Source organism: Anaeromyxobacter soli (assembly GCF_022808855.1).
GTDB classification, from domain to species: domain Bacteria; phylum Myxococcota; class Myxococcia; order Myxococcales; family Anaeromyxobacteraceae; genus Anaeromyxobacter; species Anaeromyxobacter soli.
In genome coordinates this window covers 92,929-106,050 of sequence record NZ_JAKZLF010000008.1, presented here as the reverse complement: position 1 = coordinate 106,050, position 13,122 = coordinate 92,929, and the positions used below count along the sequence as shown (strand labels likewise).

The 13,122-nt window shown below is 73.8% G+C and carries 12 protein-coding genes; 5 read left to right on the top strand and 7 right to left on the bottom strand.

Translation table 11 applies throughout. From position 1 onward, the window contains the following. Positions 1 to 6: 6 nt before the first annotated feature. Entirely contained in the window at positions 7 to 483 is a 477-nt protein-coding gene (rimI, locus tag MLV88_RS08305) for a ribosomal protein S18-alanine N-acetyltransferase (protein WP_242339385.1), read from the bottom strand. Position 484: 1 nt separating this feature from the next. Then, entirely contained in the window at positions 485 to 1,138 is a 654-nt protein-coding gene (locus tag MLV88_RS08300) for a hypothetical protein (protein WP_242361152.1), read from the bottom strand. A 99-nt stretch (positions 1,139 to 1,237) separates the two neighbouring features. Here MLV88_RS08300 and MLV88_RS08295 point away from each other — a divergent pair, with 99 nt between their 5' ends. From MLV88_RS08295 to MLV88_RS08275, 5 genes are all read left to right on the top strand, one after another. Then, a complete protein-coding gene (locus tag MLV88_RS08295; protein ID WP_242361151.1) occupies positions 1,238 to 2,206 on the top strand; it encodes a DnaJ C-terminal domain-containing protein in 969 nt (322 codons plus the stop codon). A 22-nt stretch (positions 2,207 to 2,228) separates the two neighbouring features. Next, positions 2,229 to 2,978: a HEAT repeat domain-containing protein gene (locus tag MLV88_RS08290; protein WP_242339392.1), complete on the top strand. Its 750-nt coding sequence runs from the start codon at positions 2,229 to 2,231 to the stop codon at positions 2,976 to 2,978. A 28-nt stretch (positions 2,979 to 3,006) separates the two neighbouring features. After that, complete coding sequence (locus MLV88_RS24540) at positions 3,007 to 5,586, top strand: 1-acyl-sn-glycerol-3-phosphate acyltransferase (RefSeq protein WP_242339393.1); 2,580 nt, start codon at positions 3,007 to 3,009, stop codon at positions 5,584 to 5,586. A 148-nt stretch (positions 5,587 to 5,734) separates the two neighbouring features. Further along, positions 5,735 to 7,267 (top strand): acetyl-CoA hydrolase/transferase family protein, encoded by a 1,533-nt coding sequence (locus MLV88_RS08280; RefSeq protein WP_242339395.1) that lies wholly within the window; start codon positions 5,735 to 5,737, stop codon positions 7,265 to 7,267. A 99-nt stretch (positions 7,268 to 7,366) separates the two neighbouring features. Continuing rightward, a complete protein-coding gene (locus MLV88_RS08275) occupies positions 7,367 to 8,158 on the top strand; it encodes an inositol monophosphatase family protein (RefSeq protein WP_242339397.1) in 792 nt (263 codons plus the stop codon). On the opposite strand, the gene MLV88_RS08270 is transcribed toward MLV88_RS08275, so the two are convergent. From MLV88_RS08270 to MLV88_RS08250, 5 genes are all read right to left on the bottom strand, one after another. Then, on the bottom strand, positions 8,058 to 8,744 hold the full coding sequence (locus MLV88_RS08270) for a GNAT family N-acetyltransferase (protein ID WP_242339399.1): 687 nt from the start codon (positions 8,742 to 8,744) through the stop codon (positions 8,058 to 8,060). The two genes, MLV88_RS08275 and MLV88_RS08270, sit on opposite strands and share 101 nt — an antisense overlap. A gap of 70 nt (positions 8,745 to 8,814) precedes the next feature. After that, positions 8,815 to 10,314 (bottom strand): AAA family ATPase, encoded by a 1,500-nt coding sequence (locus tag MLV88_RS24535; protein ID WP_242339401.1) that lies wholly within the window; start codon positions 10,312 to 10,314, stop codon positions 8,815 to 8,817. After that, positions 10,311 to 12,146, bottom strand: coding sequence for a GspE/PulE family protein (locus tag MLV88_RS08260; RefSeq protein ID WP_242339403.1), 1,836 nt, complete (start codon positions 12,144 to 12,146; stop codon positions 10,311 to 10,313). Before MLV88_RS08260 ends, MLV88_RS24535 begins: the two co-directional genes overlap by 4 nt. Before the next feature lie 142 nt (positions 12,147 to 12,288). After that, positions 12,289 to 12,486 (bottom strand): FmdB family zinc ribbon protein, encoded by a 198-nt coding sequence (locus MLV88_RS08255; RefSeq protein WP_242339405.1) that lies wholly within the window; start codon positions 12,484 to 12,486, stop codon positions 12,289 to 12,291. Positions 12,487 to 12,620: 134 nt separating this feature from the next. Next, complete coding sequence (locus MLV88_RS08250) at positions 12,621 to 13,103, bottom strand: DUF2721 domain-containing protein (RefSeq protein WP_242339407.1); 483 nt, start codon at positions 13,101 to 13,103, stop codon at positions 12,621 to 12,623. Positions 13,104 to 13,122: the final 19 nt, after the last annotated feature.

Here is a 13,122-nt window from a genome sequence, read left to right as displayed (position 1 = left end):
GGCGCGTCAGAGGTCGAGGATCATCACGATCGCGTCCTCGCCCTCCTCCTGGTAGTAGTTCGGCCGCACCCCCACCTGCCGATAGCCGAGGGAACGGTAGAGCTCCAGCGCCGCCGCGTTCGAGCGGCGAACCTCCAGCGTCGCGACGGTGGCGCCCCGCGCCTTCCCCGCGCCGTGCGCCTCGAGCATGAGGGCCCGGCCGACGCCGCGCCGCCGCGCCTCGAGCGCCGTCGCGATGTTCAGGACGTGGATCTCGTCGTGGACGAGCCAGAACACGATGTAGCCGAGCACCCGCTCCGCGCCCGCGTCGCGGTCCACCGCGAGCACGATGTGCGACCACGCATGGTCGAGCTCGCGCGCGAGCAGCTCGCGCGACCACGGGTTGCGGAACCCGGCCCGCTCGATGTCGACCACGCGATCGAGATCCTCCGGCTGCATCCGCCGGAACTCGAGCCACCCCTGCGAATCGACGGGACGCCGCACGCTACCCGTCCTTCCGCTCGACGTGGAGGATCCTCACGTCCGCCCGCGCGCGGAGCTCCGCCACGAGCTCGCGCACCTGCCCCCGCGCCCGCTCCTCCTCGAGCTGCGCGCGCGCCGCGTCGCGCGCCGGCCCCGCCGCGCCGGCCGCGCCGTGCTCCGCGAGCCAGCGGTCCACCTCCTCGTCGCCCACCCGCGCTGCGCGGCCCACCCGGCTCTGGACGTAGCGCTCGACCCTCACCATGCGCGCCAGCGTGACGGAGAGCTCCTCCTCCGTCAGCTCCGACTCCGCCAGGAACCGCGCGTACGCCTCGGCCGGGCCCACCTGCGCGCGGAACCGGGAGAGCGCGGCCGCCACCGCCTCGCGCTCCACCCCGTCGAGCCCGAGCCGCGCCGCCTCGTCCGCGAGGAGCATCTGATCGAGGAGCCAGTCGAGCGCCGCCCGGAGGGCCTCCGCGTCGAGGGGACGGGTGGCGGCCGCCGCGGCGCCGCGCGAGACGAGCGCGAGGCGCGCCTCCTCGGCGAGCTTCGTCAGCGTCACGACCCGCGGCGGGGCACCGGCCGGGTTCCGCACGACGGCGACGATCTCCTCCACGACGCGGGGGGCGGCCGCCGGAGGGGCGGCGGCGAGGAGCGTCGCGGCGACGAGCGAGAGCATGTGCCCCATTGTAGTGCGAGGGGCCGGGGCGGCGCGACGCCGCGGCGCTCCGGAGCGGCCGTGCATTGACGCCCCCTCCGGACGCGTTACGTTCCCGGCGTGCCACAGCGCGACCTCTACGAGATCCTGGGCGTCCCGAGGGGCGCGAGCGCCGAGGAGATCAAGAAGGCGTACCGGAAGCTCGCGAAGAAGTACCACCCCGACGTGAACCCCGGGAACAAGGATGCGGAGGAGAAGTTCAAGGAGGTGACCGCGGCCTCCGAGGTGCTCTCCGATCCCAAGCGGCGCAAGCTCTACGACGAGTTCGGCGCCGACGCGCTGCGCACCGGCTTCGATGAGAAGCGGGCCGCGGAGTACCGGCGCTGGAAGCGCGAGGGGGCGCCGCCCGGTGGGATGCCGTTCGACTTCGGCGACTTCAGCACCGTGAACGTCGGCGACTACGGGGCGTTCGACTTCGGCTCCATCTTCGGAGACCTCTTCGGCGGCGCGGGCGGGCCCCGCGCGCACGGCCGGGTCCGCCGCGGCCCGATCCCCTCCTCCGGCGCGAGCGCCGAGGCCGAGATCGAGATCCCGCTGCGAGACGCGGTGCTCGGCGCGGAGCGGGACCTGCGCCTCGACGGGCGGACGCTCCGGGTGAAGATCCCGGCCGGCGTGACCGACGGGTCGCAGATCCGGCTCGCGGGCCAGGGCGGCCCCGGCGCCCACGGAGGCCCGGCCGGGGACCTCTACCTCAAGGTGAAGCTCCAGGACCACCCGCACGTCCGGCGCGAGGGGAAGGACCTCTCCATCGACCTCCCCGTCACGGTCCCCGAGGCGGTGCGCGGCGCAGAGGTGACGCTCCCGACCTTCGAGGGCCCGGTCCGCCTCCGCGTCCCTCCCGGCGCGCAGACGGGGACGCGGCTGCGGCTGCGCGGCAAGGGGCTCCCCGACCTGCGCCACGGCTCGCGCGGCGACCTGTACGCGGTGGTCCAGGTGGTCCTCCCCCGGGCCTCGGACGCGCTCCGGAAGGCGGTCGAGCCGCTCGAAGCCCTGTACGAGGAGGATCCGCGGGCGGGGATCTCGTTGTAGAACCTCGCCCCACGGAGGATGGATGGGACTCTTCGATCTGTTCGGCTCGAAGGAGGAACGGGAGCGCGGCGCGCTGAAGAAGCTCGCGAAGCGCGTGACGGAGCGCTACGGGCCGCCCGAGAACCGGCAGAAGGCGATCCAGCAGCTCGGCGACATGGGCACGCCCGGCGCGCTCTCGACGCTGTGCCTGCGCTTCACGGTGAGGGCCGAGCCGGGCATCACCGACGACGAGGAGAAGGAGACCGCGCACCGGATCCTCGCCGACGCGAAGGAGGCCGCGGTCGGTCCGCTCGAGGCGTTCGTGCGCGAGCAGGAGAGCGGCATCGCCTGGGGCCTGCGGGCGCTCGCGGACATCGTGCCTCCGGACCGGCTCGTCGAGGTCGTGGTGCGCGAGCTCGCCCGGCTCGGGCGCGAGTACACCCGCGACCCGGAGAAGAAGCTCGTCCTCCTCACCTGGCTCGTCGAGCACCACCCCGGCGCGACGGGCGCGGAGATCGAGGGCGCGCTCCTGCCGCTGCTCGAGGACTTCTCGGACGACGTGCGCATCGGCGCGGCGCGCGCCATCGCCCGCCTCGCGCCGGGCGAGGCGAGCCGCGACGCGCTCATCCAGCTCCTCCTCCGGGATCGCGACAACGCCCGCGTGCGCGGAGAGGTGCTCGAGGCGCTCGCGCACCTCGGCGCGGACGTGAAGGGGCACCGACCGAGCGTGGAGGCCCTGCTCGTCGAGCCGTTCTTCCTCGACCGCGAAGGACGCGTGAAGAAGCGCGGCTGAGCCGCCCCGCCCGGGTTACACTCGCTCCGTGGACGTACAGGAGTCACCTCCGAACGGGCGGCCCTCCGGCGCCGCGCCCGCCAGTCCTGCGCCGCCCGCTCCCGAGCCCCCCCGCACGTTCCTCTCGCGCTGGTTCGAGCCGGTGCGCGTCTCGCGCGACGCCGGGGCCGAGCTGCAGGCCCTCGCGGCCCGGGGCAGCCTCGTCTTCGTGATGCGGTCGCCGGGGCTGCTCAACTTCCTCTACCTGCGCTGGTTCCTGCGGCGGCTCGGGCTGCCGACGCTCCGCGCGGCGCAGGGCTTCCCGGGCTTCTTCGGCTGGATCGCGCGCGTGCGCCGCAGCCGGCGCGCGTTCGAGGACGCGCTCGCGACGGGCGACGCGAGCCTGCTGTTCCTCGGCCGGCCCACCGAGAAGGATCCCTTCGCCGCGCTGGTGCGCATCCAGCGCGACCTCTTCCAGCCGGTGTTCCTCGTCCCCGTCCTGCTCGTCTGGAGCCGCCGGGCGCAGAAGCTGAAGCCGTCATTCTGGGACCTCCTGTACGGCTCGCCGGAGGCACCGAGCGCGTTCGCGAACGCGGTCGGCTTCCTGCGGAACTTCCGGCGCGCGCTCTTCGACGTGGGCCGGCCGCTCGACCTGCAGGCCCACCTGCGCGAGCGCCCCGACGAGCCGGACGCGATCGTGGCCCGCAAGATCCGCGGCGCCCTCCACCAGCACCTCGCGCGCGTGTTCCGCACCGTGGTGGGGCCGCCGCTCAAGGCGCCCTCCCGCGTGCGCGAGAAGGTGCTGCGGGATCGCACGCTGCGCGCCACCATCGAGGCGGTGGCGGCCGAGACCGGCCGTCCGTCGACCGCGCTCGTGGCGGAGGCGGAGAAGGACCTGAAGGAGATCGCGAGCCGCTACGACCCGACGTTCGTCGGCTTCCTGCGCGGGCTCCTCGCCTGGATGTTCGGCCGGCTCTACCGCAGCGTCGAGGTGGACGAGGCGGGGCTCGCGCGCCTGAAGCGCGCCGCGGCCGAGGCGCCCGTGGTGCTGTGCCCGAGCCACAAGAGCCACGTGGACTACCTCGTCGTCTCCTGGCTCCTGTACGAGCACGGCATGACGCCGCCGCACGTCGCGGCCGGCATCAACCTCTCCTTCTGGCCGTTCGGCCCGATCGCGCGGCGCGGCGGCGCGTTCTTCATCCGCCGCAAGGTGAAGGGCGATCGCATCTACACCGCGGTCCTGCGCGCCTACGTGAAGCACCTCCTGCGCGACCGGTTCCCGCAGGAGTTCTACGTCGAGGGCGGCCGGAGCCGGACCGGGAAGCTCCTCCCCCCGAAGAGCGGCCTGGTCTCGATGGAGGTCGACGCCTGGCTCGACGGCGCGGCCGACGACATCCTCTTCGTCCCGATCGCGATCGACTACGAGAAGCTCATCGAGGCCTCGAGCTACGTGCGCGAGCTCTCCGGGGCGGAGAAGCAGAAGGAGAGCCTCCGCGGGCTCCTGGGCGCGGCGACCGTGCTCTTCCGCCGGTACGAGCGGCTGTACGTGCAGTTCGAGGAGCCGATCTCGCTGCGCGAGGTCGCGTCGGAGCGGCTCGGCCAAAGCGCCGCCACGCTCGCGGTGGACGACGCCTGGGGCGGCGAGGGGGAGCGGGTCGCGCGCGGCGCCCCCGGCGAGGGGAAGCGCGCCCTCGTCCAGGCGCTCACGAACCGCGTCGCCTACGGGATCAGCCGGGCGGTCACGATCACGCCGGTGGGCCTCGTGGCCGCGACGCTCCTGTCGCACGGGCGGCGCGGCATGACCGCGGCGGAGTTCGCGCGCCGCATCGAGCTCCTCCGCTACATGGCGGCCGAGGGGGGCGCGCGCTTCGGGCGCGACCTGGCGGGGGCGCCGTCGGATCCGCGCCAGCCGGGCGCGATCGCCGACGCGGTGCGGCGGCTCGCGCTCGGCGGGACGGTGCGCATCGAGGTGGCGGCCGGCGACACCATCTACCTCGTCCCCGACGAGAAGCGTCCGGTGCTCGACTACCACCGCAACGCGGTCATCCACCGCTTCGTGGCGCCCGCGGTGGTCGCCGCCGCCCTCCGGGCCGAGGGCGGGGAGGCCCCGCTCCTCGTCCTGCGCCAGCGCGCCCTGTGGCTGTCGCGCCTCTTCAAGCTCGAGTTCATGTACCAGGTCGGCTCGGCGCCGGAGGAGATCCTCCAGCAGAACCTCGCCTTCCTCGCCCGCGTCGGGGCCGTGACGCGGGACGGCGACCGGGTGCGGCCGGGATCCGAGCCGGAGCTCCTCGCGTTCCTCGCGGAGCTCCTGCGGGCCTACCTGGAGGCCTATCGCCTGGCGGCGGCGACGGCGCTCTCCGTCCTCTCCCCGGCAGCCGGCGCGCCAGCCGCCGCGCCGGACCGGCGCGCGCTGGTGCGCGAGGCGCTCGAGCGGGGTCGCGCGGCCTTTCTTTCCGGGGAGATCCAGCTCCGCGAATCCCTGTCGAAGGCCACGCTCGAGAACGCGATCGAGTGGCTCGCGACGCAGGGCGTCATCGCCGAGGAGGCGGGAAAGCTTCGCCTCGCCGACGCGGACGGCGCGTCGCTGCGGGCGATCGTGGACGGGATAACTCGGCATACTGCCGCGTGATTTGGGCCGGGGTCTCTTCCCAGCCTACATCGAGCGCGGTAACCTTCGCCTCCACCCGCGCAGCTAAATCCGCGCAGCTCTGCCGCAGCACCCGGAGTCGTACCGAGCCTCGTCCTGCGTGACGGACGATACCCAGGAGGCTGATCGAATGTCGGACCGCATCCAGCACAAGGGCCTGAAGGCGAAGGTGATGTCCGCCGAGGCCGCCGCCGCGTTGATCCCCAGCGGCGCAGTCCTAGGCGCCAGCGGCTTCACCGGCGCCGGCTACCCGAAGGCCGTCCCGATCGCGCTCGCGAAGCGCGCCGTCGACGAGCGCCTCAAGGGCAAGCCGTTCAAGGTGAGCCTGCTCACGGGTGCCTCCACGGGCCCCGAGCTCGACCAGGTGATGGGCCTGACGGAGGCGGTCAGCTTCCGCTTCCCGTACAACGGCGACGCCGTCATGCGCGAGAAGTTCAACGCGGGCGTCATCGAGTACCAGGACATGCACCTCAGCCACGCCGGGTCGCTCGTCCGGTACGGCTACTACGGTCGTCCGGACAACAAGATCGACTTCGCCCTCGTCGAGGTCACCAAGATCCGCGAGGACGGCTCGGTCATCTTCTCGTCGTCGGTCGGCGCGAACACCGCGTACCTCGAGACGGCGGAGAAGATCATCCTCGAGGTGAGCGAGTGGCAGGACGAGCGGCTCGAGGGGATGCACGACGTCCTCTCCGTCCCCGGCAAGCACGGTGATCGCATTCCGATCCCTGTCCTCAAGGCGGACGACCGCGTCGGCACCCCGCACTACAACCTCGACGTCTCGAAGGTCGTCGCGGTGGTGATGTCGAGCTACCCGGACCGCAACGCGCCGTTCAAGGCGCCCGAGGCCGACCACAAGCGCATCGCCCAGCACATCCTCGACTTCCTCGACGGCGAGGTGAAGGGCGGCCGGCTCCCGAAGAGCCTCACGCCGCTGCAGTCGGGCGTCGGCAACATCGCGAACGCCGTTCTCGTCGGCCTCAACGAGGGCCACTTCGAGAACATGACGAGCTACACCGAGGTCATCCAGGACGGCATGCTCGACCTGCTCGACTCCGGCAAGCTCCGCATCGCCTCGGCGACGGCGTTCTCGGTCTCCCCGGCCGGCCAGGAGCGCTTCAACAAGAACATCGAGCGCTACCGCAAGCAGATCATCCTGCGCCCGCAGGACGTGTCCAACCACCCCGAGGTCATCCGCCGCCTCGGCTGCATCGCGATGAACGGGTTCGTCGAGGCCGACATCTACGGCCACGTGAACTCGACGCACATCGTGGGCAAGGGCATCGAGAACGGCATCGGCGGCTCGGCCGACTTCGCCCGCAACTCGGCGTACACCATCTTCATGTCTCCGTCGGTGGCCAAGGGCGGGAAGATCTCCGCCATCGTGCCCTTCGCGTCGCACATCGATCACACCGAGCACGACGTGAGCGGCATCGTGACCGAGTACGGCTTCGCCGACCTGCGCGGGAAGAGCCCGAAGCAGAAGGCGAAGGAGATCATCGAGAAGTGCGCCCACCCGGAGTTCCGCCCGATCCTGTGGGACTACTACAACCGGTCGATGAAGAACCCGAGCGCCGGCCTGCACTCGCCGCACATGCTGGACGAGGCGTTCTCGTTCCACACCCGGTACCTCAAGACCGGGGACATGCGCCCGAAGAAGTAGTCGCGCGCCCCACCCCCGTCGTGCCGACGAGCGGCGGTCCCCCGGGACCGCCGCTCTTTTTTATCGGTCCGCGCCCCCGCCCCCGCCTAATCTCCCGCCATGCCCGAGCTCGATCTCGACCTTGCGATGACGACCGCGCGGCGCGCGGTGGAGGCGGCCACGGAGGCGAGCCTCGCCCACTTCCGGCGCGGCGTGCGCGTGGAGGTGAAGCCCGATCGCACCCCCGTCACCGCCGCCGATCGCGAGTCCGAGGCCGCGATCCTCGCCGTCGTCCGCGCGGCGTTCCCGGACCACGCCTTCCTCGGCGAGGAGACCGGAGCGCACGCGGGCGCCGCGGGCACCCGCTGGATCGTGGATCCGATCGACGGGACCAAGGGCTTCACCCGCGGGCGGGGCTTCTGGGGCCCGCTCGTGGCGCTCGAGCACGAGGGCGCGGTCGTGGCCGGCGCCATGGCCCTGCCCGCGCTCGGGGAGACCTACTGGGCCGCCCGCGGGAAGGGCGCCTGGCTGCGGGCCGGCGACGGCGCGCCGCTGCGCCTCCAGGTGTCGAAGATCGGGGCGTGGGAGGACTCCACGCTCTCGCTCGGCGAGCCGCACGTGCTGTTCCGCCCGCCGATGCTGGAGCGGGTCGCCGCGCTCGCGACGAGCGCGCAGTGCGCCCGCTGCTACGGCGATCTGGCCGGCGCCGCCCTGGTGCTGCAGGGGAAGGCCGAGGCCTGGATCGAGGCGGGCGTGCAGATCTGGGATCTCGGGCCGTTGCCGGTGCTCGCCGAGGAGGCAGGCGGCAGGTTCACCGACCTCGACGGGCACCCGACGGTCGCGTCGGGGAGCTGCGTCCTGTCGAACGGGCTCGTGCACGATCACGTGCTGCGGGCGCTCGGCGGGCGCTGAGCTCGAGCCGCACGACCGGGCGCGTCGGGCTGCGGCGCGCGACCTCCTCGAACCCGAGCGCCTCGAACGTGGAGGCCGCCCCGGTGTAGAGGAACGCGTCGCCGAGCCGCGCGCTCGAGTCCACCGGGTACGCCTCGATCGCCGGCGCGCCGTGCGCGCGGGCATGGGCCGCCGCCGCCTCGACGAGCGCGCGGGTCACGCCGCGGCGCCGGTGAGAGCGCGCCACGAAGAAGCAGGTGATCGACCAGACCGGCCGCGCGTCCACCGGCGCGAGGTTCCGCGAGCGCGCCAGCCGCGGGTAGGCCGCGCGAGGCTCCACTGCGACCCACCCGACGGGGACGGCGCCGTCGTAGGCGAGCAGCCCGGCGACGTGCCCGGCCGCGACGTACGCCGCGAGCGCGCGCCGGTTCCCCTCCCCCTTCCCGGCCTCGAACTCTGCGCGCGGCACGCGCCACCACATGCACCAGCAGCCGGCGCACGCACCGCGCGGCCCGAAGAGCCGCTCGAGGTCCGCGAAGCGCGCCGGCGTGGCCGGATGGATCTCGAGCTTCGCGGCGGGGGGCCTCGGGGCGCGAGCGGGGGGCATCCCGGCTCCCTAGCGAGCCGGGCGCTCGCGCGCCCGGGATCCGTGAGCGACCGCGGGTGACGCCGGAGGGCTACTGGGCGCGGCGGAACAGATCCACGACCGCGCCCGCGCGACCCGCCACGCGCGCCCGCCCGCGGGCCCACTCGCGCAGGCTCTTGATCTGGTCCTCGTACGTGCGGAAGAGCGGCACCAGGTCCTGCGCGACGCGCCGCAGGTCGCCCGTCTCCACGTCGCGGCCCAGCGCGTAGGCGCGGTGGAGCGCCCCCACGACGACCTGCTCGAGCTCGGCGCCCGAGTACTCCACGCAGAGCTCGGCGACGGCGCCGACGTCGATCTGCTCGGCGTCGCGGCCCCGGCGGCGGAGGTGCAGGCCGAGGATCTCCCGGCGCGCCTCGGGGTCGGGGAGATCCACGAAGAACAGCTCGTCGAACCGGCCTCGCCGGAGGAGCTCGGGCGGAAGCCGCGACACGTCGTTCGCGGTCGCCACCACGAACACGGGCCCGCGGCGCTCCTGGAGCCAGGTGGAGAACGCGCCGAGGAGCCGCGCGGCGCGGGGCTCGCCGCCGTCCCCCGGGGCGCTGCCCGCGAAGCCCTTCTCGATCTCGTCGACCCACAGGGCCACGGGCGCCAGCGCCTCGGCGGCCTCCAGGGCGGCGGAGAGCCGCTCCTCGGCGGCGCTCGCCCCGAGGACGCGCGGCAGGTCGAGCCGGAGGATCGGCACGCCCAGCCGCGCCGCGGCCGCCTTCGCGGCGAGCGACTTCCCGCAGCCCTGCACGCCCACGAGCAGCACGCCGCGCGGGGGCGGCAGGCCGAAGCGGGACGCGTCCGGGTCGAACGCGAGCGCGCGCTCCTCCATCCAGGCCTTGAACCCGGCGAGCCCGCCCAGGTCCGACGGACCCTCCGCGCTCTCGACGAGCTCGAGGCCCAGGTCGCGCGCGAGGAGCCGCTTCTTCTCCGCGGCGATGATCGCCTGCCCGGCGGCGCCGAGGGTCGGGTCGCGCCGGAGCGCGCGGGTGAAGGCGCGGCGCGCCTGCCCCTCGGACAGCCCGCGGGCCGCGACGAGCGCGCGGTGGCGGACCTCCGGCGCGAGCGCCGCCGCCGGGGCCGGGTGCGCGAGGCCCACCTGCACGGCCTCGAGCAGGGCGGCGAGCTCGCCGTCGTCCGGGAGCGGCAGCCGGAGCACCGCGACGTCGGCGGCGAGACCGTCCGGGACGGCGAGCCGCGGCGCGACGATGGCGAGGCAGCGCCCCTCCGCGGCGAGCCGCGGGAGGAGATCGCGGACCCGGCGAACCGTCAGCGGATCGCGCAGGGCCTCGTGGAAGTCGAGCGCGACCACGATGAGCGGCGCCGGCGCCCGGGCGAGGGCCTCGAGCAGCGCGGCGGGCTCCTTGGCGGCGGGCGCGAGCCCCTCGAGGCCGCGCGGGGCAGACCAGACGGCGGCCCGCGCGCCGAACCCCGCCGCGGCGGCCTCGCACACCGCCACGGCCCGCTCCTCCTCGGCCGTCACGATGTAGAGGAGCGGCGTCCCCGCCGACCAGAGCTCCGCGATCTCCTGGGCGATGGCGCTCACGCGCTGGCCTCCACGTCGGCGGTGGCGCGGAACGCCTCCTCGAACGAGGTCGCCCCCGCCGCGATCTTCCGGACCGCGTGCCCGCGCAGGGACTCGAGCCCGTCCTGCCGCGCGGTCCGCGCCAGCACCTCGGGCGTCGCGCCCTCCGCGATGAGGTGGCGCAGCCGCGCGTTCACCGGCAGCACCTCGAAGATGCCGGTCCGGCCGTAGTACCCGGTGTGCCGGCACTTCGGGCAGCCCTGCCCGCGGCGCGCGAGGAGCTGGCCCGCGTGGTCCTCCGGGTGAGGCACGCCGAGCGCGTGGATCTCGTCCGCGGTGAGCGGCACGTCGCTCGCGCAGGAGGGGCAGACCTGCCGGACGAGCCGCTGCGCCACGATGCCCGTGAGCGTCGCGGCGACGAGGAAGCTCGGCACGCCGAGGTCGCGCAGGCGCGCGATGGCGCTCACGCTGTCGTTCGTGTGGAGCGTCGTGAGGACCATGTGCCCCGTGAGCGCGGCCTGGACGGCCTGCGTGGCGGTCTCGCCGTCGCGGATCTCACCCACCATGATGACGTCGGGGTCCTGGCGCAGCACGTGGCGCAGCGCCTCGGCGAAGCCGGTGCCGGTCTTCGCGTTCGCCGCGATCTGGTTGAACTCCTCGTGCACCATCTCGATGGGATCCTCGATGGTGACGACGTTCACCTCGGGCGAGGCGAGCGCCTGGAGCGCGGAGTACAGGGTGGTCGTCTTCCCGCTGCCGGTCGGCCCGGTCACCACCACGAGCCCGTGAGGCCGCACGAGCCACCGCTCGAGCTGGTCGCGCTCGCCGGGCAGGAACCCGAGCTCGGAGAGATCGCGCACGAGCACGTTGGGGTCGAGCACGCGGATCACGACCTTGTCGCCGAAGGTCGTCGGGATGGTGGAGACGCGCAGCTCCATCTCGGCGTCGCCGCGCGCCGTGCGGATGCGCCCGTCCTGCGGCCGCTTCAGCGAGATGTCGAGCCGGCTCATGATCTTGAACCGGTTCGCGATGGCCCCGTGGACCGCCTTCGGGATGCGGTGGATCGGGTGCAGGATCCCGTCGATGCGCATCCGGATGACGGACTCCTCGCGCCGCGGCTCGAGGTGGATGTCGCTCGCCCGCTGCTCGAACGCGTAGTGGAGCAGGTACTCGACGGCCGCGATCACCGGCTCCGAGGACGCCTCGAGCGCCTCGATCCCCGAGAGGTTCACGAACTGCTCGAGGTTCGCGACGTCCGGCCCCGACGGCCCCTGCTCGAGCTGGGTGTGCGCCTCCGAGATCTGCTGGCGGAAGCCGTAGACCTCGGCGATGGCGCGGTGGATGTCGGAGGGCGACGAGAGCACCGGGTCGATCTCGGCCCCGGTCAGGCCGCGCAGGTTCTCGAACAGCTCGCGGTCGAACGGGTTCGCCGCCGCCACGACGAGCGCCCCGTTGCGGCGCTCGATCGGCAGCACCGCGTGCCTGCGCGCGAACGGGCGCGACAGGGTGCGGGTGATGAGCTGGGCGTCCAGCTTCAGCGGGTCGATCTTGCGGTAAGGGATCCCCACCGCCTGCGCGATGGCCTGGGTGGCCTTGTCCTCGTCGACGAGCTCCGAGTCGCGCCGGGCGTCGGGGAACTCGAACGAGGCCAGCACCTCCACGGGCGAGAGCTCCGCCCGGCGCAGCCCGCGGCCACCCGCGCGCGAGGCGTGATCGCGGAGCAGGCGGGCGCGCTGCACGTTCTCGCGCGCGAAGGCGGTGCGCTTGGCGTCGTCGGTGAGGATCCCCTCGCGGGCGAGGAGATCGGCCACGAACTCGAGGGTGTAGTCGGTCGCGCGGTAGGTCCTGGCCATCGGCGCGCGCGAGTGTACCGCGGGGTCCCCCGCGCCAGAAGTTCCCGGGAGCTCCGCCCTTGTAGGTGTTCGACGCAGCGCGGGCGCCGCCCGCGCCGCTACCGTCGTGGTGTGCCGCCCGACCGGGCGGCGGCTAGATGCTTCAACCGACGGGGCCGCACGCGGGCGGCGCCCCACCGCCGGAGCCGCCCACGCGGGCGGCCGCGGGGCGCGACATCTGCCGCGCGACCTCGGTCCCTCCGCAGGCCGGGCACTTCACCTCGGCCTCGTCCGTCTTGCGGACGATGAGCTCCTCGAACTTCTTCTCGCAGCTGGCGCAGGCGTACTCGTAGATCGGCATCGTCGGGAGGGACCTCGGGCCTCAGGGCCCGTTCTTCGCATGAGAGCCCACCGCCGCGGGAAGGATTCGTGGACCGGGCGGGCACGGCGGCGGCCTGCGACGCGGCGGCGCGTCCCGCCCGGCCGCCCGTCGGCTCAGTGCGCACGCACTCCGGCCGGCTCTCGCAACGGGGCCTCGGGGGTGCGCCCGATGATGTCCGCCGCCTCGGCCCGCACCGTCCGCCGCGCGAGCGTGATCGAGGCCATGACGTAGATCGCCATGCCGGCGAGGAGGAGCACCCCGACGCCGAACGTCATGACGGGGACCGCCGCGGAGAGCGACACGAACGCCTGCGCGAGCCACAGGAGCGAGGTGACCACGAACGCGAACAGCGCGGCGTAGTCGAGGAGGATGGCGCGCGAGTAGAGCCGGTGCCGGAGCTCCATCACGCGCACCTGCCGCGCCACGACGGCCCGCCGCGCCGGCGCGTCCTCGTCGCGGAACTCGCGGGCGAGATCGCGCAGGCGCCCGGACATCCGGGCGACCTGGTTGTCGAGGCCGAGCGCGATGAGGCCGCACGCGGAGACCATGACCGCCGGCGTCACCGCCGCCGCGATGTGTTCGAGCGCGTGTTCCATCGGCGACGAACATAACCAC

Coding starts and splice junctions, on each gene's coding strand:
- MLV88_RS08300 (WP_242361152.1), bottom strand. CDS start 1,138: ATGCTCTCGCTCGTCGCCGCGACGCTCCTCGCCGCCGCCCCTCCGGCG.
- MLV88_RS08290 (WP_242339392.1), top strand. CDS start 2,229: ATGGGACTCTTCGATCTGTTCGGCTCGAAGGAGGAACGGGAGCGCGGC.
- MLV88_RS08280 (WP_242339395.1), top strand. CDS start 5,735: ATGTCGGACCGCATCCAGCACAAGGGCCTGAAGGCGAAGGTGATGTCC.
- MLV88_RS08275 (WP_242339397.1), top strand. CDS start 7,367: ATGCCCGAGCTCGATCTCGACCTTGCGATGACGACCGCGCGGCGCGCG.
- MLV88_RS08270 (WP_242339399.1), bottom strand. CDS start 8,744: ATGCCCCCCGCTCGCGCCCCGAGGCCCCCCGCCGCGAAGCTCGAGATC.
- MLV88_RS08260 (WP_242339403.1), bottom strand. CDS start 12,146: ATGGCCAGGACCTACCGCGCGACCGACTACACCCTCGAGTTCGTGGCC.
- MLV88_RS08255 (WP_242339405.1), bottom strand. CDS start 12,486: ATGCCGATCTACGAGTACGCCTGCGCCAGCTGCGAGAAGAAGTTCGAG.
- MLV88_RS08250 (WP_242339407.1), bottom strand. CDS start 13,103: ATGGAACACGCGCTCGAACACATCGCGGCGGCGGTGACGCCGGCGGTC.